Source organism: Brucella grignonensis, from assembly GCF_002252505.1.
Taxonomy (GTDB): Bacteria; Pseudomonadota; Alphaproteobacteria; order Rhizobiales; family Rhizobiaceae; genus Brucella; species Brucella grignonensis.
This window is the reverse complement of sequence record NZ_NNRL01000168.1, coordinates 34,977-57,384: the sequence shown is the minus strand read 5'-3', so window position 1 is coordinate 57,384 and position 22,408 is coordinate 34,977. Positions and strand designations below refer to the sequence as shown.

The following is a 22,408-nucleotide window of genomic DNA, read 5'->3' as shown; positions in this document are numbered from 1 at the left end:
GCCGTGAGGAAAGTTTCATGGATATAACCGTGCCGACATCTCCACGTATCGCCGTCGCCTTTGGCGGCGGCGGTGCTCGCGGTATCGCACATATCCATATTATCGAAGTGCTGGATGAGCTGGGTATCAAACCCGTGGCAATCGCCGGTTCATCCATCGGCTCGATTGTCGGTGCCGGAATGGCGAACGGCATGAGCGGCAAGGAAATCCATGAATATATGGCGGCGATTTTCAATCGTCGTTCGGAAGTCGCCCGTCGTATGTGGCAGGCACGTCCAGAACGTTGGGTGGAGCTGCTGAAAGGTGGTTTCCGCGTCAGCCAATTCAATATCGAAAAAATACTGGATGTCTTTTTACCGGCGGCGCTGCCCGATAATGTGGAAGAGCTGAAAATCCCGATGAGCATTACGGCTTCGGATTTTCATGCAGCCACAGAACTCAACATAGAAGAAGGTGATCTACGCTCAGCCATTGCGGCTTCCTGCGCTATTCCGCCGGTTTTCAGACCGGTGCGTCGCAACGGGCGTATTCTGGTGGATGGCGGATTACTCAATCCGGTGCCATTCGATCTGCTCTTCGACAAAGCCGATATCGTGATCGGTATTGATGTTGTCGGCGCACCTGTTGGGCCCGATGACTATATGCCTACCACAATCGAAGCGGTCATGGGTGCCAATCAGCTCACCATGTGCTCGATCATCGAGAACAAGTTCCGCAATCGCCCGCCGCATATTTTCCTGCGCCCCAATGTCGAGAGAATCGGTCTGCTCGATTTTCTGAAGTTCGAGCAGATTCTGTCGCAAAGTGTGAACATTCGCGAGGAGTTGAAACTTGCCCTCGATACGGTTCTAAGTGGCAAGTCCGCCGCTGCGGCTTCCTGATCCTATTCAGCCGCAACTGCGGCTGAGGACGCGCCTTCATCGACATTGGCAACCACATCGATGCCATCGCCCGCTTTATCAATGCGCTGGCCCTCGCGTTGTGGCTTAACCAGAGGTTCCGGCGTGACAGGCTTGTTGAAGAGCAGATGCCGTCCTGCCATGATTCCTTCTGATGCTTGCACGTGCAAACGGTCTTCGTCGCGCTGACGCACATCTTCGCGGATGGCATAGGCGTTGGCTTCCGAAAGCCCCAGACCTTCAAGCGTACGCTGACCGAACAAAAGACCGGATTCGAAAGTTTCACGCAGCTCATACTCCACGCCTTGCGCGCGAAGTTGCAGCGTATGTTCACGGTCATAGGATCGCACAAAAAGACGAACGTCGGGAAATTCCGACTGGATCAGATTGATGACCCGGTTGGTAACTTCCTTTTTATGTGTGCATACGGCAACAATCTTGGCTTTGCGGATGCCAGCTGCTTCGAGCACGTCCTTACGTGTGCCATCGCCGAAATAGATGCGGAAGCCGAATTTTCCTGCTGCACGCACGCGGTTCGGTGAGTTGTCGATCACCGTCACATCGATGCCACCGGCAAGCAGGATTTGAGCGGAAATCTGTCCGTAACGCGAAAAGCCAATCATCAGAACATCTGCGCCAGCGCCTTCGAAGTTTTCTTCGATGACGTCTTCTGTCTTGTCTTTGATCAGTAGCTTTGAGCCGATGGCAACAGAAAGCGGTGTCAGTGCCATCGAAACTGTGACGGCGGCGACAAGTTCCGAGCTTAAGGCGCTTGAAATAACAGCGGCGGCTGCCGCAGCGGAAAACAGCACAAAGGCGAATTCGCCGCCCTGTGGAAGCAGAAACGCAACGCGGATCGCATCATTATGGTTCGAGCGGAAGATGCGGCACAGAATATAAATAATGGCCGCTTTGACGATCATGAAAATCGGGACCGCCATCAGAATGATTTGCCAGTATTGCAGGATCACAGTCAGATTGAGCGACAGGCCGACAGCCACGAAAAACAGGCCGAGGAAAATTCCGCGAAAAGGTTCGATATCGGCTTCAAGCTCATGTCGATAAGACGATTCGGCCAGCAGCACGCCCGCAATGAATGCACCCATTGCCATGGATAGCCCTGCTGCCTGTAAAAGACTGGCCGAACCCAGCACCACAAAAAGGGCAGCGGCGATCATCACTTCGCGCGCGCCTGTATTGGCAATGATACGGAACATCGGATTGATGAGATAGCGTCCTGCAATCACCAGTGCGATAATCGCGGCAATGGCTGTCGCCAGATGAAAGCCTGCACTGGCCTGTGAGGGCTCATTGGGGGACAGCGCCGGGATGATTGCCAGAATGGGAACGATAGCGAGGTCCTGAAACAACAGAATGGCAAAGGCACGTTGCCCGTGCTTCTGGTTGGTTTCAGCGCGATCTTCCAACACCTGCATGGCAAATGCTGTTGAAGAAAGCGCTAAGCCGAAGCCGATGATGATGGCCGCATTCGTCTCCAGTCCGGCAAGGTAGACGCCCAGGGCTGCCAATGCCGAGCCTGTAAGCAAGACTTGGGCAGCACCCAGTCCGAAAATTGCATGACGCAACGACCAAAGCCGCGATGGCTTCAATTCAAGTCCAATAATGAACAGCAGGAAGACGACGCCGAGCTCCGAAAAATGCAGGAGTTCTTCACCTTCAGAGATAAGGCGTGCAACGGGACCAATCGCAATGCCGGCGGCGAGATAGCCCAGAACGGTGCCGAGGCCAAGACGTTTGAACAAGGGCGCAGCGATGATCGCACCACCCAAAATCATCAGCGCCTGTAAGTAAAGACTTCCGCCAGTTGCGACCATGTTGTGCTCTTGAAATGTGAAGAATGTGGCAGGCTTGCCTTGAAGCCCCCGGATTTCGGCAATATAGAAACAAGATATGGCTCTAATCAGCCCGATGTCGAATAATTTGACGATATTTTTTCGCAAATTCCCATTACGGTTGGTTATATCTCGTGGTTGCCAGTCTGGTGCCGTTTTGCCCCTATAGTCTTGGATTATGTAATGATTTCAGATAATTCGTCGGAGAAACTGGTTGATCGCGCAGCGCAGCTGGTGGCCGCTGCAAAACACGCAGGGGCCGATCATGCTGACGCGGTTGTGATCCGTGCGCGCTCGGTCAGCGTCTCTGTTCGGCTTGGCAAGGTCGAGGGAACCGAATCGTCGGAGAGTGATGATTTTTCTCTCCGGGTTTTTGTCGGGCGCCGTATCGCCAGTGTTTCTGCCAATGCTGGCAGCGATCCCAACAAATTGGCTGAGCGTGCGGTTGCCATGGCGCGTGTTGCTCCAGAAGATCCGTATGAGCAACTGGCCGATCCCGCATTGCTGGTGAAAGCGCCCCGCGATCTCGATCTCTTTGATGCGATTGAAATCGATACGGCGCGTCTTACCGAGGATGCACTGGCCACGGAAGCCGCAGCACGTGCTGTGCAGGGCGTGAGTAATTCCGGCGGTGCGGGTGCTTCCCGCAGCATGGGTGGTCTGGTGCTTGTCACGTCGTCGGGCTTTTCAGGTGAGTATGCTGCAACCCGTTTCGGGCGCTCGGTGTCTGCAATTGCAGGCGAGGGCACGAAGATGGAGCGTGACTATGATTTCAGCTCACGCCTTCACTTTGCCGATCTCGACACACCTGAAAATATTGGACGACGTGCCGGTGAACGCGCTGTACGGCGTCTCGGTGCAAGGCAAGCCAAGACGGGTCCCGTTACGGTCGTGTTTGATCCGCGTCTGGCACGGAGCATTGCAGGCCATCTTGCGAGCGCAATCAATGGTGCCTCTGTTGCACGCAAGACCAGTTTTTTACGTGACAGTCTTGGCAAGCAGATTTTGAAAGCCGGGATCAATGTTACCGATGATCCATTGCGCATTCGCGGATCGTCGTCGCGTCCATTTGATGGTGAGGGTATCGAAGGCCAGCCTCTGACGATGGTAGAAGATGGCATGTTGCAGCAATGGCTTCTGTCAGGTTCGAGTGCACGGGAACTGGGACTGATCGGTAATGGACGCGGTGTGCGCTCAGGTTCAGGTGTCTCACCAGCTTCAACTAACTTTGCTATCGAACCGGGGCTGGAAACACCGGAATCGCTGATCCGTTCTGTTGGTACTGGCTTTTATGTAACGGAAGTATTCGGGCAGGGTGTCGATATGATCACTGGTCAGTATAGCCGTGGGGCTTCCGGGTTCTGGATTGAAAACGGGGAGCTTGCTTATCCTGTGAGTGAGGTGACGATTGCCTCTAACCTCAGGGACATGTTCCTCAATATGACGCCTGCTTCTGATATTGACCGGAATTTTGGCATGACGGCTCCAACACTTGTGATTGAAGGCATGACCCTTGCCGGAAATTGAGAAACGCAAAGATATCCAGAACGAGCTCGAACTTCTGCGCAATGCGGCACGTGAAGCTGGTCGTATCGCCATGCGCTATTTCGGCCAGTCGCCGGAAGTCTGGTTGAAAGATGGGCACTCGCCTGTCAGTGAAGCCGATTTTGCAGTCGATAGCTATCTGAAGGAAGCGCTGCTCGACGCACGTCCTGATTATGGCTGGATTTCGGAAGAAACAACGGATGACAGAACGGTAGCCAAGCGCCGCCGCGCGTTTGTTATCGATCCAATTGACGGTACACGCGGCTTTATTAATGGCCAGTCCCAGTGGTGCGTGAGCGTGGCTATTGTAGAAGACGGCAAACCGATTGCCGGTGTTTTGCAATGCCCTGTGGTCAACGAAGTTATTGAGGCAGGAAAAGGTTTTGGTGCATCGCAAAATGGCATGCCCATTCAAACCCGTTTGCCCCCACCGGGCGAAAAAATCTCGATGGCTTCGGCAAAGCGAATGGTCGATGTTTTGCCTCAAGGTTGGCGTGACCGTGTGACGGTGCACCCTTATGTGCCATCACTTGCCTATCGTATTGCGATGGTTGCGCGTGGTGATATTGCGGGCACCTTCATTCGGCCAAATTCGCATGATTGGGACTTGGCCGCAGCCGATCTCATCTTGAGTGAGTCGGGCGGGGCGCTCTTGACCCAGGACGCTCAGCCTCTCATTTATGGTGGACCGACATTACAGCATGGTGCGCTGGTTGCTTCCAGTGGAAACCTTCTGCAGGAAATGTTGAGTGTTGTCGCGGACTGGCCATTGAGCTAATCATGCTGCGAACCGGAATAAACGCATCCCGAAACCTGTAAAGCGGTTTTAGGATTAAGATGCACGTTAGATAAAAATGTTGAGATGCGTGATTTGATTTTGTCAGGTCGAAACGCGTTTTTGTTCAAGGGATATGGTCATGAGTGCCGAAGGCGACAAAAAGCAGCTTCTTCATCTGGTATTTGGCGGCGAGCTGAAAAAGCTTGGAACCGTTCATTTCCGCGATCTCGATAATCTCGATGTCGTCGGCATTTATCCTGATTATGAGACTGCCAAAACGGCCTGGAAGTCCAAGGCGCAGCAGACCGTCGATAACGCGCATATGCGTTATTTCATTGTGCATCTGCATCGCTTGCTTGATCCGGAAGGCGTGGACCTGAAGGCGGAATAAGAGCTTTTGTCTGCTCCGCACGAAGATCAGATGGCAAAGGAAAAAAGCGTATCGAAAGCCGATGCGCGCAGCCGTTCGGATGGTTTTGCCAAGCGTATGTGGCGCCGCATTCGCGGCCCGCTTGCGCGTTCGGCTTTCGTAAAAGTCGCATTGGTGCAACTGATATCCAGTTATCTGAAATTTGTGCATCTGACCAATCCACGTCTCAAGGGGTCTGCCGATATCAAGACCCTTTTGCGCGAAAACAGTCCCTCAATCATAACATTCTGGCACGGCCAGCACATTATGGCTGCAGTGGTGCGTCCGCATGATCTGGAAGTGGTAGCCATGTTTTCGCGCAGTGCCGATGCGGAACTCAATGCTCGTATTGCTGAGAAGTTTGGCTTCATCACGGTGCGTGGTTCTGGTGGGCGTGGTGAAGGCAATTCCGCCAGAAAAGGCGGAGCACGTGCGCTTTTAACGTTGAAGAATGCCCTGAAAAAGGGACAGTCGGCATCGATGATTGCTGATATTGCCCATGGCAAAGCGCGTGAAGCGGGCGAAGGAATTATTTTGCTGGCCAAATTATCGGGTCGACCAATAATGCCTTTCGCGTATGCTTTTTCGCGGAATCATGTTTTGCATAAGACATGGGACAAGACCACGATTCCGTTGCCATTCGGCCGCTCGATAATTGTCTGCGGAGAGCCGGTCTGGGTGGATGAAAATGCCGATGAGGCACAACTGGAAGAAAAGCGCATGGAATTGACGCGCCAACTCAATGAGGCGACGACCAAGGCTTATGCGGCGTTGGAGGTAGGCAAATGAGTGAACGTTGGGCACGAAACATGTTGTCGGCCTATCGTATGCTCGGCTCTGCGGCCTATCCGTTCATCGGGGCTTATATTTCCTATCGTGCATCGCGTGGCAAGGAAGAACGCATCAGGCGCGGTGAGCGCTACGGAAAAACCTCGATAGCTCGCCCGCAAGGTCCTGTTATATGGGCACATGCTGCGAGCGTTGGGGAATCGGTTGCGATTGCGCCGTTGATTGAAAGTATTGCAGCGACTGGTATCCACATTGTTATGACGACAGGAACAGTGACATCTGCAAAGCTGGTTGCCGATCAGCTGGGTAATCAGGTTATCCATCAATATGCGCCGCTCGATCTGCAACCGGCGGTTAATAATTTTCTTGATCACTGGAAGCCGGATCTGGCGATAGGCTGTGAATCCGAGATTTGGCCAGCCACTGTGCTTTCACTTGGCGCGCGGCATATTCCGCATGTGCTGGTCAACGGTCGTCTGTCTGATCGCTCGTTTGCGGCATGGCAGAAGCGCCCTGAATTGGCAGAAGCGCTGTTTGAAAACTTCGCGCATGTGATTGCTCAGTCCGAGCTCGATGGCGATCGCTTTCGGGCTCTTGGGGCAAGGCCGGTCAGCGTTTCGGGTAATCTCAAGGTTGATACGGCTCCGGCACCGGCCGATCCACAGGCACTGGCAATGATGCAGCGTCAAATTGCCGGGCGTCGCACATGGGCTGCAATCTCTACCCACGACGGTGAAGAAGAGATAGCCGCAGAAGTGCATCAGATGCTGAAGGTACGTTATCCGCGTCTTGTTACGATCATCGTTCCACGTCATCCCAACCGGGCTCCGGCCATCGAAGCCATGCTTGGTGAAAAGGGATTGAAGGTGGCGGCGCGCAGCCGTGGAGATGTTATAGAAGCGGATACCGACATTCTGCTTGGCGATACGATTGGTGAGATGGGGCTTTATCTCCAACTCACCGAGATCGCCTTCATTGGAAATTCATTGACCAAAGAAGGTGGGCATAACCCACTTGAACCTGCCATGATGGGTACAGCAGTCCTGACGGGCAAGAATGTCCAGAATTTCCGTGAATCCTTCCAGCGGCTCATCAAGAATGGTGGTGCGCGGGTGGTGAAGGATCGCAACATGCTCGCTGGCGCGATCAATTTTCTCTTTAACAATCCGCAGCATCTGCGCGCGATGATCACCGCCGGTGCAAATACGGTGAAGGATATGCGCGGCGCGCTGGATCGCACATTGAATTCGCTGGAGCCGTTCATTCAACCGCTGGTCTTGCAGGCGCAGTTGCCGGGGAACCGCAATGAAGCGGCCTTTGTCAACGGCGGTGCCTGAATGGCAAGCGAGGCGCCACCCTTCTGGTGGGAGAAGCCTGATTGGCGCGCTTGTGGGCTTGCGCCTCTTTCATGGGTCTATGGTGCTGTTGCTGGCCGACGGCTTCTCAAGGCGGAACCGCCAAAAATCGCAGCCCCCGTTCTCTGTATCGGTAATTTTACCGTTGGCGGCGCGGGCAAAACCCCGACTGCTATTGCCTTTGCAAAGGTTGCCAAGGCACGCGGCTTACAGCCCGGCATCGTTTCCCGCGGATATGGCGGCAGTTACAAAGGGCTGCATATTGTCGATCCGTCCATTGACAGCGCTCGTCATGTGGGCGACGAGCCGCTGCTGCTTGCGCGTCACGCACCGGTCGCGCTTTGCCCGGATCGTTTGAAGTCTGCACTGGAACTATGCCAGCGTGGTTGTGATTTTATCATCATGGATGATGGTTTTCAGAGCGCACGGCTGCATGCCGATTTTTCGCTGCTGGTGGTTGATTCGACACGCGGCGTCGGAAACGGTCGGGTGATTCCCGCTGGTCCCTTGCGCGCACCGCTGACTGATCAGATGCGCAAGACTGACGCTCTGCTGCGCATTGGGAAGGGCAGTGCTGCCGATTTCGTGGTGCGGCAGGCATCGCGTGCCGGACGCGCCATTTACGAGGCAAAACTGGTGCCTTCGTCTTCTTCAGTGGTTGCGGGTAATCGCTGGCTGGCATTTGCGGGAATTGGCAACCCTGCCAAGTTCTTTGCAAGTGTGCGGGAGGCTGGCGGTGAGATTGTGGAAAGTCAAACCTTCCCGGACCATTATAGCTATCAGCCCGATGATATTCGCAAACTTATTGAAACAGCGAACCGGCTTGGAGTGGGTCTTATTACGACTGCCAAGGACCATGTTCGTCTTGTGACCATGAGTGACGTGCCAAGTGAGTTTATGCGCGAACTGGCCGTACTCGATGTTGATCTGCAATTTGAGCGCAAGGACGTGCTGGGCCATATTCTCGATATGGCAATCGAGCGGTACAAAGTCCGCTCATTGTCAGCCTCTAAGTCTGTTTAAGCTTTCTTGCGACTCCGCAATTCCGGATTAAGTGCAAGCTCACGTTCGTAGGAAATTAGCCCCGACGCATAGGCTTCCTGGCGCGCAACACTCCAGTATTTGAGCTCGTCGAGCGGAATAGGTGCGCCAGTGACTGCACACAGCACAAAAGAGCCGTGCTTTACGATTTCAAAGTCGCCGTCGAGATAACGCAGGACAGCTTCTGATGAGCGAGGTGATTCAAATTTGTTCATTGGGTAATTCCTTGATGCCAGAATCTATCAAGCAGCGAATGCTTCGTCCAGAGCGTGTCGCGTTTAATCGCACCCATGGCGCTCGCTCTAGTTCTTTTAATTGTCGCATGTTCGCGAACGTTAAATGAATCCATTTAACTGCGACATGCTTGAGCCTATGGTTAGCGTCGGCCAAACAATCGTTCAATGTCGGTCAACTTCAGCTCAATATAGGTCGGGCGTCCATGATTGCATGTGCCGGAACCGGGCGTCGCCTCCATGTCACGCAAAAGCGCATTCATTTCTTCAGGCTTAAGCCGTCGACCCGAACGCACTGAACCGTGGCAGGCCATGGTGGCAGCAACATGGTTCAACATTGCTTTGAGACCATCGGATGTGTCGTGCTCCGCAACTTCATCAGCCAAATCGCGGATAAGCTGCTGCACGTTCATCTCGCCAAGCATGGCAGGTGTTTCACGCACCGCAATTGCGCCGGGACCAAACTGTTCAATACCAAGGCCGAATCGTGCCAGCGTTTCAGAATGGGCAGTGAGTCGCTCTGCATCTTCTTCCGGCAGGTCAACAATTTCGGGAATGAGCAGCATCTGCCCCGGTATCGGGCGAGAATGGAGCGCATTCTTTAACGCTTCATAGACGAGCCGTTCATGGGCCGCGTGCTGGTCTACGATCACCAGACTGTCTTCTGTCTGCGCGACGATGTAATTTTCGTGGATTTGTGCACGCGCTGCGCCAAGCGGCTTCTGCATCGTTTCGACAGGTGCGTCTGCAATTGTTGCGCGGGCATCTGCTGCAGGAATTGTTACAATCGTTGCTTGCTCGTCTTCATGAAAGGCAAGCGGGCTATCAAAACTCAGTGGCTTATGTGTCGGGTGTGCCGTTTGCGGCGACCATTCTGTACGTGGCGCGGATGGTGTCGCTGGTCGCCACGCAGGAGCTGCGTAATTGCCGGTAGAGGCGCGTGGCTGGAACCCTTCAGCACGGAAAGCTTGCAGCATGGCTTCCGCGCCGCTTGTTGCCGGGCGTATGCCCGATTGTGCAAGTGCTTGCTTGATGGCACCCACAATAAGACCGCGCACAAGGCCCGGGTCGCGAAAGCGGACATCGGCCTTGGCGGGATGCACGTTCACATCGACCAAAGATGGATCGAGCGTCAGAAACAGCACTGCCACCGGATGCCGGTCACGCGCGATGACGTCGGAATATGCACCGCGCAGAGCGCCGAAAATCTGTTTGTCGCGAACAGGGCGGCCATTCACATAAGCAAATTGATGCAGTGCATTGCCCCGGTTAAATGATGGGATGCCGGCAAAGCCAGCGAGCCTCACACCATCGCGCTCGGCATCGATATGCAGTGAATTGTCCGAAAACTCCTTGCCGAGTATCTGGCCTATACGTTCAAGGGTGGCGTCTACACCGCTTCCTGTGGCCGGAAGTTCCAGCGGAGTTCGATCAGTACCCGCTAACGAAAACCGAACCTGCGGGAAGGCGATTGCAATCCGTTTGACGATATCGGTGATGGCGGTTGCTTCGGCGCGATCCGTCTTCATAAATTTGAGACGCGCTGGCGTCGCATAGAAGAGGTCACGCACTTCCGCAATCGTACCGCGATTAAGAGCAGCCGGGCGAGGGCCATCAAGATGCCCGCCATTGACCACTACTTCAAAGCCGGACTCGGCATCCTGTGGACGCGATTTCAGCGTGAGTTTTGAAACAGAGCCGATGGATGGCAACGCTTCGCCGCGAAAACCCAGCGCGCGAATATCATTCACATCGTCGGTGAGCTTGGATGTGCAATGGCGTGAAACGGCGAGTGACAGCTCATTGGAAGGAATGCCCGAACCATTGTCGGTCACACGCAGCAGCGTCTTGCCGCCGCCCGCAGTCACAATCTCGATACGGGTTGCGCCAGCATCGATTGCGTTTTCGACAAGTTCCTTGATCACGCTGGCAGGGCGTTCAATCACCTCGCCAGCGGCAATCTGGTTGATAATGGTTTCGCTTAGGTGCTGGATCGTCATGAGACGACTATAGCGGATTCGCGAAAGCGAAAAACCGCCATTTGTCGATGATCCAGATCACAATTCGCGTCTTCGTTGCTGGATCAGGTGCGCCCATAAATATCATCGTAACGAACGATGTCGTCTTCACCGAGATATTCGCCGCTTTGTACTTCGATCAGGACAAGCGGAAGAATGCCAGGATTTTCTAGACGGTGCTTGAAACCGCAGGGGATATAGGTCGATTGGTTGTTGGTCAGCAGGATTTCTCGCTCGCCATTGACGACCTTTGCCGTGCCGGAAACCACAATCCAGTGTTCGGAACGATGATGATGCGCCTGCAGGCTCAGACGACGACCAGGCTTAACCTCAATACGCTTGATCTTGAAGCCGTCGCCTTCTTCCAGAACCGTGTAAGTGCCCCATGGACGGTGTGCGGTGCGGTGCAATTTGGCTGCTTCGTGGCCTTGAGCACGCAACTTGTTGAAGACCTTGCGCACATCCTGTGCCTTGTCGCGATGGGCGACAAGCAGGGCATCCGGCGTATCGACAACCAGAAGATCGTGAACGCCAACGAGACTGACGAGGCGCGTTTCCGAAAGTACAAAGCTGTCGGTTGTTTCTTCAAGGACCGTTTCACCACGTAGGCGATTGCCATCAGCATCAGGCTCGATCAGATCGGCCATTGCAGCCCATGAGCCAATATCTGACCAGCCACAGGAAACAGGGATACAGGCGATATTGTCTGCCTTTTCCATGACGGCATAGTCGATGGAAATAGCAGGTGTTGCCGCGAATTGATCCTTGGCAATTTCCAGCGTTCTGGTTTCGCCGTTCACGCCACGACGTGAATGCTCAAGCGCAGATCTGGCGCCGATCAATACTTCCGGTGCATGGCGCTGCATGGCATCGATCATCGTCGACGCCCGAAAGCAGAACATGCCGGAATTCCAGTAGTAACGACCACTTTCAACATAGGTCTGTGCGGTGGCTTCGTCTGGTTTTTCGACAAAGCGCAGAACGTCTGTGCCATCGACTTCGATGTAGCCAAAACCGGTTTCCGGATGATCCGGAACGATGCCGAAAGTGACGATGCGGCCTGTGTCGGCAAGTTTACGTGCTTCCACAACCGCCGCTGCGAAAGCCGCTTCATCTTCGATCAGATGATCGGCTGGCATGATGAGCAAAGTTGCGTCAGCGCCATAGGTTGATGCTGCCTGAAGAGCTGCCAATGCTACAGCGGGTGCCGTATCGCGGCCCAACGGCTCCAGCAGGAACGTATTGTCGATCTTGCGCGCATCTGCGTCTGCATAGGCATCAAGCGTCAGAAACAGGAAATCGCGGTTTGTGACCGTGAGAATCTGATCGGCATCCTGAAGATGCGAAGCGCGTGCATAGGTCTTACCGATCAACGTATCGCCATCTGGCAGCTCGATGAATGGCTTTGGGTGGGCGTCGCGTGAAAGCGGCCAGAGTCTGGAACCAGAACCGCCACTGATGATAACCGGGATAAAGCTCATTTGCTGGTGGCATCCTTCGTTGCGTTGCGGGCGATTTCGAGACCCATTGTCAATAATTCATTGGCCTGAGCTTCGCTGGCAGCTTCGACATAACAGCGCAGTTCCGGTGCATTGCCTGAAGCGCGATAATGCACGGCATTGCCTGATTTGAAGAACAGCTTCACGCCATCAATTGTTTCAAGCCGTATAACGGTGTCGGTCACCGGGAAAAGCTGAATGCGTGCATCTTCCTGCGTGATGACTGAGAGAAACGCCGCACTCTTTTCTTGCGATACATTCTGCAAGCGGTCACTCAACGCTATACGGAAACCATAGCTGCGAGCGATTTCGGACAGCGGTGTTTGCGTCCGTTTGATCGTGCTCAGACAGGCAAGAATTGGCAGAAGCGCGTCTCGTGTAGGCAAAGCGGATAGTTGCCGGCCTTCCTTGTCGATGGTACTTCCAAGAAGCACACCGCCATTGGCTTCAAATCCAACCACACGCTTTGCGTTTTCGTTGAGAGCTTGCTGCATGCCGGCAATCACATATGGCGAGCCGACGCGCGTGCGCAGAACACGGGCAAACTTTCCGCATTCTTCAAGTGCTGCATTGGATGTGACTGGCGTGACGATGACATCGGCACCGACCCAGGCAGATGTGATCACGCCCACCAGATCACCCCGCACGAAATGGCCATGCTCGTCTGCAATGAGCGGACGATCTGCGTCGCCGTCGGTTGAAATGATGGCGTCAAATCGGTCCTGTTTGGCCCATTCGGCAAGAAGGCGGATATCTTCCGGGCGTAGCGCCTCTGTGTCGACAGGCACAAAAATATCGGACCGGCCAAGTGTTACGGTTTCCGCACCAAGTGCGCCAAGGGTTTTGGTGAGAAGGTCACGCGCCACCGACGAATGTTGATAAACGCCGATTTTCAGTCCTGTGAGGCTGCCAGTGCCAAAAAGCTTGATGTAGCGCTCGGCATAGGCGTTGATTGCGCTGTCGCTTACGGACAAACCAACTGCTTTCCGTGATGCGATGTCGGCCGGAAGGGCAGCGTAGGCAGCGCTTATAGCTGCTTCATCATCCTTGTCGATCTCACCGTCGGTGCGATAGAACTTCAAACCATTGCGATCATCCGGGATATGACTGCCGGTGACCATGATACATGGCGCATTTTGCGCCATGGCATAATAGCTCAGAGCAGGCGTGGGTAATATGCCGCAATCGACAGGCATGAAGCCTGCATCCTCAATCGCACCCATTGCGAGTGCAGCAATATCAGGACTTGACGGTCGCAAATCCTGACCGACAAACACCTTGTCGCCTGCGTTCAGGCTGCCTCGCGATTTGAGCATATGCATAAATGCCAGCGAATAGGCATAAGCAGGCAATCCGTTTAGTTCGATCGCTAGTCCTCTGAGACCGCTTGTGCCGAATTTGAGGGAATTGCCTGTCATGCCGTGTCCGAACCTGCTTTTCAGATAAAAATCAATCTAGTACATAATACACTGTTAGAGCAGCCATTGCGCTTCCCGCAAGATGCACGGCGCAGTACCCGCTTTGTAAAGCTGTTTCTCATATCGCGTATATTACGGATCGTTTCAATCGCTGCGTGTTTATGTGGTTATCGAGAACTTTCCGGGCAAAGCGTTTCAGCCGATATCGAAGCGCTGGAGCCTCCCCATCTATTTGTTTTGCGCATCTCCAAACACAAAACCGGTTCCCGATTTTGGCTCGGATGCTCTAAACATAGTCCCGATGGGCCGGCAGGTTCAGGTCTGGCAGACTTTCAGCCTGCATCACAGCGCGGGCAACCGCATGAGCCATCACAGTTGCTGCAATAGCACCGATGGCCGTTACATCAGCTTCAACACCTTCTGCCTTGCCTGTCGAGAGCGCAAAGATCGTATCACCATCCCACATTGTGTGGATGGGGTTAATCGAACGGGCAAAACCGTCATGTGCCATGCCAGCGATCTTTTTGAGTTCAGCCTTGTTAAACGGAACATTGGTTGCAATAGCACCGATGGTCGTGTTGGCCCCGCCAGACTTGACGACATTACGGCCCTGCATAATCGAGTCCATGATGTTGCGGAAACCTTTGCCGTCTTCGTTACGCGCGCCCGCCAATATCTGCTGCGAGTTGGGAGCGTAAACATCACCCACAGCGTTTACGGCAACGATGGCGCCAACCACGACGTCTGTTCCGGGAACCCTGTAGCTTGCTGTGCCAAGGCCACCCTTCATCGCATATTCCATGCCAAACATCTTGCCGACGGTTGCGCCAGCGCCTGCGCCAATATTACCTTCGCCGGAGGCTTCCGCTTTTGCTGCCTTACACGCCAGATAACCGGCTTCTTCATCGGGGCGAACGGAAAAATCTCCAACGCCAAGATCCATCAGGATGGCGGCAGGCACAATCGGAACAACACCTTTGCCGATCTTGAAACCCAGATTGTTTTCTTCCAGATAGCGCATCACACCGGTCGCAGCACTCAGACCATAGGCGCTGCCACCGGACAGCAGAATTGCTTGTACCTGTTGAACATAATTCATTGGATCGAGAAGATCGGTCTCGCGGGTGCCTGGTGCGGAACCACGTACATCGACACCTGCGGTTGCTCCCTCTTCGCAAAGCAAAACGGTGCAGCCGGTTGGGCGCTTGGTCAGCGTGTGATGCCCGAGTTTGATTCCCGGCACATCGATAATGCTTCCGCCCATCAATTCCAGCATGCCTTCTTCTCCCCTTTTTGCTGCTGTTGCCGAACCGACTATGAAGGGCATTGTCCCCAGCCCCGCAAGCGATTTTGCGAATGTTCTTCGATCCATAAGTGCTTCCTCCCCCAAGATGGATGTTTAGTCCGATGAAATATTCTTTTCCTTTGCGCGACGCTGGCGCAAAACATCTGCCACGAATGTTCGTGACAAGGCGTGATAAAGAGGCTCGTGTGAAATGAGGCGGGCGGTGCCATATCCCAACATCGATGCGCACATAAGCGGAATGACATTGTTGTGGTTACCGGTCATCTCCAGAATGATGACAAAGGCAGTCATGGGCGCTTGCACAACACCGGCAAAATAGCCCGCCATACCCAGAACGGCGGCGAGACTGATGCTGGTCCCCAGAAGCAGTCCTATGGTGCTGCCAAGTCCAGCACCAACAGATAAGGATGGTGCAAATATGCCGCCGGGAATGCCGGACACCATCGAAAGAAGACCCGCAATAAACTTCTCTATGAAGTAGAATGGAGACAGCGGCAGACCTTCTACCGCGCTCCGGGCCTGATCATATCCGGTGCCAAAAGTTGCCCCGCCCGATGCAATGCCGATGATGGCAATCACCAGACCACAGGCGCCTGCTATCAGTACCGTGTCCCGAAGTGGAGCTTTCTGAACACGGCGACGTAAACGCGTTGTTAGGCTGAGGGCGAGCGCGCTGAATGCGGCGCCGAATGCGCCGCCGATCACGCCGCAGCCAATCACCAGAATCCAATCCATATGGGATGCAACGGTTACGGTCGTCAGGCCGAAATAATTATAGTTGCCGACGAGCCCGAGCGAAGCGAGACCTGCAAGGATGACTGCGGAGAGAACCAGACCGTTGGTTCGCGCTGCATAGGAACGCCCCATTTCTTCGATGGCGAACACGATGCCTGCAAGTGGTGTATTAAAGGCAGCGGCTATGCCAGCTGCTGATCCCGCAAGAATGAGTCCGCGCGCTTGCTCCATGCTGCCGATGCGTGCCGATAACAGCATGATGGACGCGCCGATTTGCACGGTGGGGCCCTCACGGCCGATGGATGCGCCCGAAAAAAGGCCGACGATGGTCAGAACGATCTTACCAAATGCAATCTTCAGCGAGAGGAGCAAAGTTCGCTCTTCAGGGTTATTCAGGTGGCGGGCTGCAATCGCCTGCGGGATGCCACTGCCACCAGAGCCGGGGAAACAGGTGATTGCGATCCATGAGCACAGCATGAAGCCAAGTGGTGTGATGATGAGTGGCAACCAAGCCCGCCATGGGCTGGCAGAACCATCGGTCAATCTCTTGAACCAACCCTGAGCAATATCGGCGGCTTCAGCAAATGCAACGCTGATAAGGCCAATTGCGATCGCCCCGCACCAGAAAACGAGCCGAGGCTTCCACAAACGTGGAGACATCCACATTGCGCGCGAGCGGCGGATGAGTGGAACGCGTTGATATGATTTACGCATTGTGCCCCCTTCGGGCCAATTACAGAAAATATGCGGGCGATTTATCATGAAAATCGTTATCAGTAACTGAAACTTGTCCGTAAAAGACTTTCCAAGCAGTCATAACCATGTTACCAGCCGGTGCCAATTCAACACGAAACCCAGTCTAGTCGCTGCTCCCGGATACTTACCGGAGAGGCGGCTTTTCTCATTCGGTAAAACCGGTAAAGGAATTGGCAATGGCAAAAATCGTGGAATCTTCCACTGGCTCGCTCGCTCTCACCTTCGATGATGTGCTTTTGCAGCCGGGTCATTCCGAGGTGATGCCCGGACAGGCCGATCTGCGCACGCGTATTGCCAAGGATATTGAGCTTAATCTGCCGCTGCTCTCCGCCGCAATGGACACCGTAACCGAATCGCGTTTGGCCATTGCCATGGCGCAGTCGGGGGGTATTGGTGTTATCCACCGCAATTTGACACCTGAACGCCAGGCCGAGGAAGTCCGTCAGGTCAAGAAGTTTGAATCGGGTATGGTGGTAAATCCTGTCACCATTGGACCGGATGCGACACTTGCCGACGCACAGGCACTCATGAAGGCACACGGCATTTCCGGTATTCCTGTTGTCGAAAATGGCAGCAAGGGTCCGGGCCGTCTGGTTGGCATTCTGACCAATCGCGATGTGCGTTTTGCTTCTGATCCGGCTCAGAAAATCTACGAACTGATGACACGCGAAAACCTGATCACGGTTCGCGAAAACGTTAATCAGGATGAAGCCAAGCGCCTTTTGCATGCGCATCGCATTGAAAAGCTGCTGGTTGTTGACGATAAGGGCCGTTGCGTCGGTCTCGTTACCGTCAAGGACATTGAAAAATCACAGCTTAACCCGCATGCCGCCAAGGATGCGCAGGGCCGTTTGCGTGCTGCTGCTGCAACAAGCGTTGGCGAAGATGGCTACGAGCGCGCTGAACGTCTGATCGATGCTGGCGTTGATCTGCTGGTTGTCGATACGGCCCACGGTCATTCGCAGCGGGTTCTTGATGCTGTTGCACGCATCAAGAAAGCCTATCCGAATGTCGCTATTCTGGCCGGTAATGTTGCGACCGCCGCCGGAACGCAGGCGCTGATTGATGCTGGTGCGGATGCTGTCAAGGTCGGTATCGGACCGGGTTCTATCTGCACCACGCGTATTGTTGCAGGCGTTGGCGTGCCGCAGCTTTCGGCAATCATGTCGGCGGTTGAAGCAGCCCACAAGCATAACATTCCGGTTATCGCCGATGGTGGTATCAAGTTCTCCGGTGATTTCGCCAAGGCGCTTGCTGCCGGTGCGGTTGCGGCCATGGCCGGTTCGCTGCTGGCCGGTACGGAAGAAAGCCCGGGCGAAGTTTATCTGCATCAGGGCCGTTCGTTCAAATCCTATCGCGGCATGGGCTCGGTCGGTGCAATGGCGCGCGGTTCGGCAGACCGCTACTTCCAGGCAGAAGTCCGTGATGAACTGAAGCTCGTGCCGGAAGGCATCGAAGGGCAGGTCGCTTACAAGGGGCCGATCTCGGCGGTTCTGCACCAGCTCGCTGGTGGCCTGCGCGCTTCCATGGGGTATGTCGGCGCAAAGACACTCGAAGAATTCCGCGAAAAGGCGACCTTCGTGCGCATTTCCAATGCTGGCTTGCGCGAAAGCCATTCCCATGGCGTGGCGATCACTCGCGAAAGCCCGAATTATCCGGGCGGTATGTAAGCGTTGCTTGTATAATTTTGAAAAGGCGGCCTTCGGGTCGCCTCTTTATTTTGCAAGTGACGGCAACTCATCATCGCTGATGAGGAGATTGTTGGCGCTTTCGACAATACATTCGGCAAGAGCATGAAAATCCTTACGGCGCTTGCTCTGCCTTCGCCACAAAAGTGCGATTTCTCGTTTGGGCTGTTCACCTTCAAACGGAATGATGCGCATGTGATTGCTGCGCGCTTCGGCACGAACGGCAATTTCCGGGATCAATGTCAGGCCCATGCCATGGCTCACCATTTGCAGCAGTGTTGTCATGCTGGTCGCGCCATATTTCACCAGCTGCCGCTTCGACGGTAACGAGCAGACCGCCAGCGCTTGATCGCGCATACAATGGCCTTCTTCCAGCAACAGCAAACGATCCAGCACCACACTATCCTGTGTCATGGGTGAGGAGAGTATCGTCTGGTCATTGCTTGAAGTGGCTATCAGAAAGCGGTCGTCGAACAGCTTTTCACGTGCAAGTCGATCATCTGCGATTGGAAGCGCCGCAACAACGGCGTCGATTTCGCCTGCATGAAGTTCATCAAGCAGTTTTGCCGTTACACTTTCGCGCAGTTGCAGACGGAAAGATGGGTGCCGATCTCTGAGTAGTGGAACGAGATGGGGCACAACATAGGGCGCGACGGTCGGGATAATCCCGAGGCGCAACTGGGTTTGCAACAGGCCTTTGCTTTGAGCAGTGATCTCCTCCAGCGCATGTAACTCTTTCAGGATGGTTCGAATGCCCGGCAGCAACTCCCGACCGAGTTCTGCCATGATGACTTTGCGTTGCGAGCGCTCGAATAAAGGTGCACCAGCGACGCTTTCCATTTCAGCAATTTGCGCCGAGAGAGCAGGCTGAGAAATATGTGCAAGTTCAGCGGCTTTTCGAAAATGCAGCGTGCTGGCAAGCGCATCGAAGTAGCGCATTTGTCTGATTGTAAACATGATAGGAAAACCTTATCAATAATAACATAAAAAGCAATTGGAGATTATTATTGGAACAAGTCTAAACTGTTTTCGTTACCCAGCGAGAGTGGGGCATAGCAGGGCTATGTCGCGCCAAAAGCCAGGCTGATTGCTGGATAGACCAATTTATTTTAGGAGGGAAATTCCCATGGCAGACCGTCCGATTATGACTACAAGCGCTGGTGCGCCAATCCCGGATAACCAGAATTCCCTTACCGCTGGTGAGCGCGGTCCTGTTCTGTTGCAAGACTATCAGCTGATTGAAAAGCTGTCACACCAGAACCGTGAGCGTATTCCTGAGCGCGTCGTTCACGCCAAGGGTTGGGGTGCATTCGGCACGCTGACTATAACTGGCGATATTTCAAAATATACCAAGGCCAAGGCGCTGCAGCCGGGTGCCAAGACCCCGATGTTGGCTCGTTTCTCGACCGTTGCCGGTGAGCAGGGTGCAGCCGATGCCGAGCGCGATGTGCGCGGCTTTGCATTGAAGTTCTACACCGCAGAAGGCAATTGGGATCTGGTTGGCAACAACACGCCAGTTTTCTTCGTGCGTGATCCATTGAAGTTCCCGGACTTCATTCACACCCAGAAGCGTCATCCCAAGACCAACCTGCGTTCGGCAACTGCCATGTGGGATTTCTGGTCGCTTTCGCCGGAAAGCCTGCATCAGGTCACGATCCTGATGTCTGATCGTGGTCTTCCAACGGATGTACGCCACATCAACGGCTATGGCTCGCATACCTATTCATTTTGGAATGATGCCGGTGAGCGTTATTGGGTCAAGTTTCACTTCAAGACCTTGCAGGGTCACAAGCACTGGACCAACGATGAAGCTGAGCGCGTGATCGGCCGTACGCGTGAATCTACGCAGGAAGATCTGTTCGCTTCCATCGACAAGGGCGAGTTCCCGAAGTGGAAGGTTCAGGTACAGATCATGCCGGAACTCGACGCTGACAAGACGCCTTATAACCCCTTCGATCTCACCAAAGTGTGGCCGCATGCTGACTATCCGCCGATCGATATTGGCGTGATGGAACTCAACCGCAATGCGGAAAATTACTTCACCGAGATTGAAAACGCTGCGTTTTCGCCATCGAATATCGTGCCGGGCATCAGCTATTCCCCGGACAAGATGTTGCAGGCTCGCCTGTTCTCCTATGCCGATGCGCATCGTCATCGCCTTGGTACGCATTATGAGAACCTTCCGGTCAACCAGCCGAAATGCCCAGTGCACCACTACCATCGCGATGGTCAGATGAACACTTTTGGCGGCATTGCGACGGGTAACCCCGATGCCTATTACGAACCGAACTCGTTCAATGGTCCGGTCGAGCAGCCAACGGCCAAGGAACCGCCGCTGCGTATTACTGGTAACGCCGATCGGTACAATCATCGTATCGGCAACGATGATTACTCGCAGCCGCGTGCCCTGTTCAATCTGTTCGACGATGGGCAGAAACTGCGCCTGTTCTCAAACATTGCGGCGGCAATGACTGGAGTTCCAGGCTTTATCGTTGAACGTCAGCTTGGCCACTTCAAGTTGATTCATCCAGATTATGAAGCCGGTGTTCGCAAAGCATTGAAAGATGCGCATGGCTATGAGGCCAATATGATCGCTCTTGAAGAAGAGTCGACCGCAGCGGCTGAGTAAGCGACTAATCCCCCACAGACCCTAAAAGGCCGGGACGACTGTTCCGGCTTTTTGCTTTTGAGGGGATCAATTGCGGCATGATAAAATACACCGCGCTCTAATTGCCGATTGCCTTTTCCCACCAAGGAAGGCTATGCCCGACACTTAAGATGTGAAGGAGTGGTAATGCGGCTTGGCGGACGCCTTCAGGCGGCGATTGAGGTTCTGAACGATATTGAAGCGGGCAAGCGCCCGGCTTCCGATGCGCTGAAGGATTGGGGTGCATCGCATCGCTTTGCAGGCGCTGGCGATCGTGCTGTTATCGGCAATATTGTTTATGATGCGCTTCGCCGCAAACTATCCATAGCCTGGCGCATGGATGCGGATGATGCACGTGCATTGGCCCATGGCGCGCTGGTCTCCGAAGGTGGCATGGATTTCGCAGCCATTGATGCAGCACTCGACGGCGATAAATTTGCCCCTGAACCTCTGGAAACGGCACGCCGCGAAGCGTGGGCCAGTCGTGATCTTTCTGCTGCACCAGCATTCGTAAAGGCTGATGTACCCGAATGGTGCGTCCCGTCGTTTGAAGCTCTGTTTGGTGAACGTTGGGTGGAGGAGGCTGCGGCTCTTGCCACACGCCCACCAGTCGATCTCAGAGTGAACCTGCTGAAAGCGACGCCTGAAGCCACGCTCGAAGCTCTTGAAAAGGCGGGCGTTGCAAAGGCGCCGTTCCTTGATCAGGCCTTGCGTATTCCGCCAATTGAAGCGCTTGGACGTCATCCCAATGTGCAGACCGATCAGTCCTTTCTTGACGGCTGGTTTGAGGTGCAGGATCTGGGGTCACAGCTGGCTGCCCTGTTTGCAGGTGCGAAGCCCGGTGAGCAGGTGCTGGATTATTGTGCGGGTGCGGGCGGCAAGACGCTGGCGCTGGCTGCCGCTATGCAAAATAGCGGACAGGTTCACGCTTATGATGCCGAACGTGCGCGGCTTTCGCCAATGCATGACAGATTGCAGAGAGCAGGTGTCCGCAACACGCAGATTCATGGCAATCTCGATGCACTCGCGCCGCTTATCGAGCGTATGGACCTTGTGCTGACCGACGCGCCATGCACCGGTTCGGGCACGTGGCGACGCAGACCGGACGCAAAATGGCGTCTCAATGATCAGCAGCTTGAACGTCGGGTGCAGGACCAACAGGAAGTGTTGGAAGCAGCCAAGCATTACGTGAAGCCGGGCGGACGACTGGTTTATGTGACCTGTTCGCTTTTTGACGAAGAAAATACACGACAGGTTGAGCGCTTCCTTTCTGACAACAGCAACTATTCGGAAATTGCCCCGTCGGAACTCTGGAACAGGGTCGTTCCAGAAGCCGGTGCGGTTGCGCCGGTGTATCCTGCGCGCGGCAGCGTATTTTCTCCATTGTCAACGGATACAGATGGGTTTTATGTGAGCGTTCTACAAAAACGAGGCTAATC

Annotated in this window: 18 protein-coding genes; 10 read left to right on the top strand and 8 right to left on the bottom strand. The window is 54.3% G+C overall.

Annotated elements, in window-relative coordinates:
- Positions 1-17: 17 nt before the first annotated feature.
- On the top strand, positions 18-881 hold the full coding sequence (locus CEV33_RS21770; protein ID WP_094542458.1) for a patatin-like phospholipase family protein: 864 nt from the start codon (positions 18-20) through the stop codon (positions 879-881).
- Between the two features lie 2 nt (positions 882-883).
- Here CEV33_RS21770 and CEV33_RS21765 read toward each other — a convergent pair whose 3' ends face one another.
- Positions 884-2,734, bottom strand: a complete 1,851-nt coding sequence (locus CEV33_RS21765; protein ID WP_094542457.1) for a monovalent cation:proton antiporter-2 (CPA2) family protein — start codon at positions 2,732-2,734, stop codon at positions 884-886.
- A 201-nt stretch (positions 2,735-2,935) separates the two neighbouring features.
- On the opposite strand from CEV33_RS21765, the gene CEV33_RS21760 reads away from it, so the two are divergent.
- From CEV33_RS21760 to lpxK, 6 genes are all read left to right on the top strand, one after another.
- Entirely contained in the window at positions 2,936-4,279 is a 1,344-nt protein-coding gene (locus CEV33_RS21760) for a TldD/PmbA family protein (protein ID WP_094542456.1), read from the top strand.
- Positions 4,266-5,075, top strand: coding sequence for a 3'(2'),5'-bisphosphate nucleotidase CysQ (locus tag CEV33_RS21755; RefSeq protein WP_094542455.1), 810 nt, complete (start codon positions 4,266-4,268; stop codon positions 5,073-5,075). The genes CEV33_RS21760 and CEV33_RS21755 overlap by 14 nt, the downstream gene beginning before the upstream one ends.
- Before the next feature lie 139 nt (positions 5,076-5,214).
- Positions 5,215-5,466 carry a DUF4170 domain-containing protein gene (locus CEV33_RS21750; protein WP_094542597.1) on the top strand — a complete coding sequence of 84 codons (252 nt, stop codon included), beginning with the start codon at positions 5,215-5,217 and terminating at the stop codon, positions 5,464-5,466.
- Positions 5,467-5,496: 30 nt separating this feature from the next.
- Entirely contained in the window at positions 5,497-6,273 is a 777-nt protein-coding gene (locus tag CEV33_RS21745) for a lysophospholipid acyltransferase family protein (protein ID WP_094542596.1), read from the top strand.
- Entirely contained in the window at positions 6,270-7,610 is a 1,341-nt protein-coding gene (gene waaA / locus CEV33_RS21740; RefSeq protein ID WP_094542454.1) for a lipid IV(A) 3-deoxy-D-manno-octulosonic acid transferase, read from the top strand. The genes CEV33_RS21745 and waaA overlap by 4 nt, the downstream gene beginning before the upstream one ends.
- Positions 7,611-8,651, top strand: coding sequence for a tetraacyldisaccharide 4'-kinase (lpxK, locus tag CEV33_RS21735; RefSeq protein WP_094542453.1), 1,041 nt, complete (start codon positions 7,611-7,613; stop codon positions 8,649-8,651).
- On the opposite strand, the gene CEV33_RS21730 is transcribed toward lpxK, so the two are convergent.
- From CEV33_RS21730 to CEV33_RS21705, 6 genes are all read right to left on the bottom strand, one after another.
- A complete protein-coding gene (locus CEV33_RS21730; RefSeq protein WP_024897758.1) occupies positions 8,648-8,884 on the bottom strand; it encodes a DUF2093 domain-containing protein in 237 nt (78 codons plus the stop codon). The genes lpxK and CEV33_RS21730 overlap by 4 nt on opposite strands.
- A 161-nt stretch (positions 8,885-9,045) precedes the next feature.
- The gene (gene mutL, locus CEV33_RS21725; RefSeq protein WP_094542452.1) at positions 9,046-10,902 is read right to left on the bottom strand and encodes a DNA mismatch repair endonuclease MutL; all 1,857 of its coding nucleotides are present in this window, start codon (positions 10,900-10,902) and stop codon (positions 9,046-9,048) included.
- An 83-nt stretch (positions 10,903-10,985) separates the two neighbouring features.
- Positions 10,986-12,401, bottom strand: coding sequence for a mannose-1-phosphate guanylyltransferase/mannose-6-phosphate isomerase (locus CEV33_RS21720; protein WP_094542451.1), 1,416 nt, complete (start codon positions 12,399-12,401; stop codon positions 10,986-10,988).
- Positions 12,398-13,837: a phosphomannomutase gene (locus CEV33_RS21715; protein ID WP_094542450.1), complete on the bottom strand. Its 1,440-nt coding sequence runs from the start codon at positions 13,835-13,837 to the stop codon at positions 12,398-12,400. The genes CEV33_RS21720 and CEV33_RS21715 overlap by 4 nt, the downstream gene beginning before the upstream one ends.
- A 286-nt stretch (positions 13,838-14,123) precedes the next feature.
- Complete coding sequence (locus CEV33_RS21710; RefSeq protein WP_094542449.1) at positions 14,124-15,209, bottom strand: P1 family peptidase; 1,086 nt, start codon at positions 15,207-15,209, stop codon at positions 14,124-14,126.
- Positions 15,210-15,236: 27 nt separating this feature from the next.
- A complete protein-coding gene (locus tag CEV33_RS21705) occupies positions 15,237-16,592 on the bottom strand; it encodes a chloride channel protein (protein WP_094542448.1) in 1,356 nt (451 codons plus the stop codon).
- Positions 16,593-16,810: 218 nt separating this feature from the next.
- Between CEV33_RS21705 and guaB the strand changes: the two genes are divergently transcribed.
- Positions 16,811-18,304, top strand: a complete 1,494-nt coding sequence (gene guaB / locus CEV33_RS21700; RefSeq protein ID WP_094542447.1) for an IMP dehydrogenase — start codon at positions 16,811-16,813, stop codon at positions 18,302-18,304.
- A gap of 45 nt (positions 18,305-18,349) precedes the next feature.
- On the opposite strand, the gene CEV33_RS21695 is transcribed toward guaB, so the two are convergent.
- Positions 18,350-19,279: a hydrogen peroxide-inducible genes activator gene (locus tag CEV33_RS21695; protein WP_094542446.1), complete on the bottom strand. Its 930-nt coding sequence runs from the start codon at positions 19,277-19,279 to the stop codon at positions 18,350-18,352.
- A 169-nt stretch (positions 19,280-19,448) separates the two neighbouring features.
- Between CEV33_RS21695 and katA the strand changes: the two genes are divergently transcribed.
- Positions 19,449-20,951 (top strand): catalase KatA, encoded by a 1,503-nt coding sequence (gene katA, locus CEV33_RS21690; protein WP_094542445.1) that lies wholly within the window; start codon positions 19,449-19,451, stop codon positions 20,949-20,951.
- Positions 20,952-21,116: 165 nt separating this feature from the next.
- Positions 21,117-22,406 carry an RsmB/NOP family class I SAM-dependent RNA methyltransferase gene (locus CEV33_RS21685; RefSeq protein WP_094542444.1) on the top strand — a complete coding sequence of 430 codons (1,290 nt, stop codon included), beginning with the start codon at positions 21,117-21,119 and terminating at the stop codon, positions 22,404-22,406.
- The last annotated feature ends 2 nt before the right edge of the window (positions 22,407-22,408 follow it).